This is a genomic window from Klebsiella sp. MS 92-3 (assembly GCF_000195655.1).
GTDB lineage: Bacteria > Pseudomonadota > Gammaproteobacteria > Enterobacterales > Enterobacteriaceae > Klebsiella > Klebsiella pneumoniae.
Map to the genome: position 1 here is coordinate 11,555 of NZ_GL882779.1, position 1,486 is coordinate 13,040.

At 59.8% G+C, this 1,486-nt stretch carries 1 protein-coding gene; it reads left to right on the forward strand.

Annotation, left to right across the window (positions count from 1 at the left end; genetic code table 11):
• Positions 1–87 precede the first annotated feature (87 nt).
• Entirely contained in the window at positions 88–1,464 is a 1,377-nt protein-coding gene (gene pheP / locus HMPREF9538_RS18730; RefSeq protein WP_004151811.1) for a phenylalanine transporter, read from the forward strand.
• The last annotated feature ends 22 nt before the right edge of the window (positions 1,465–1,486 follow it).

Sequence of the window (1,486 nt, forward strand, 5' to 3'; positions counted from 1 at the left end):
CCCCCCCCCCCCCCCCCCACGCAACTTGCGACAATCCCCCCTAAGTGATAAAAGGTGCCCCTTCACAAAAACACACAGGGGAACGACGTGAAAGACGCGTCAACGTCGTCGGAGACCGTCACGGAAAGTGGCCCGACGCTTCATCGCGGTTTACAGAACCGACACATTCAACTTATCGCCCTTGGCGGCGCGATTGGCACCGGCCTGTTTCTCGGCATTGGTCCCGCTATCCAGATGGCCGGTCCGGCGGTCTTACTGGGCTACGCCGTGGCCGGGATTGTCGCTTTTCTGATCATGCGTCAGCTGGGCGAAATGGTGGTGGAAGAGCCAGTATCCGGTTCCTTTGCCCACTTTGCCTATAAATACTGGGGGCCGTTCGCCGGCTTTCTCTCCGGCTGGAACTACTGGGTGATGTTCGTGCTGGTAGGGATGGCGGAGCTGACCGCCGCCGGGATCTATATGCAGTACTGGCTTCCCGACGTGCCCACCTGGGTTTGGGCGGCGGCTTTCTTCATCATTATTAACGCCGTCAACCTGGTCAACGTACGCTTGTATGGCGAAGCGGAGTTCTGGTTCGCGCTGATCAAGGTGCTGGCGATTATCGGCATGATTGCCTTCGGCCTGTGGATGCTGTTCGGCGGCCACGGCGGCAGCAAAGCCGGGTTCGACAATCTGTGGAAACACGGCGGCTTCCTAGCCACCGGCTGGCACGGACTTATTCTGTCGCTGGCGGTGATCATGTTCTCCTTCGGCGGGCTGGAGCTTATCGGCATCACCGCCGCCGAAGCGCAAAACCCGGAAAAGAGCATTCCCAAAGCGGTCAATCAGGTGGTCTATCGTATCCTGCTGTTCTATATCGGTTCGCTGGTGGTGCTGCTGGCGCTCTACCCGTGGGTGGAGATCAAATCCGACAGCAGCCCGTTTGTGATGATTTTCCATAATCTGGACAGCAACCTGGTGGCCTCCGCGCTGAACTTCGTCATTCTGGTGGCCTCGCTGTCGGTGTATAACAGCGGCGTGTACTCCAACAGCCGGATGCTGTTCGGCCTGTCGGTGCAGGGTAATGCGCCGAAATTTCTCGCCCGCGTCAGCAAGCGCGGCGTGCCGGTGAATTCCCTGCTGCTCTCCGGGATTATCACTTCGCTGGTGGTGGTGCTGAACTACCTGCTGCCGCATGAAGCGCTGGGGCTGCTGATGGCCCTGGTGGTGGCGACGTTGCTGCTGAACTGGATCATGATCTGTATGGCGCACCTGAAGTTCCGCGCCGCCCAGCGCCGCAAAGGGCGCGAATCGAAGTTCAAAGCGCTGCTGGCGCCCGCCAGCAACTACTTCTGTATTGCTTTCCTTGGGCTGATCCTGGCGCTGATGTGCACTATCGACGGCATGCGTCTGTCGGCGATCCTGCTGCCGGTGTGGATCCTGTTCCTGTTTATCGCCTTCAAACTGTTGCGCCGCCCGGCGTAAGCGAGATGCCCCCCCCCCCCGC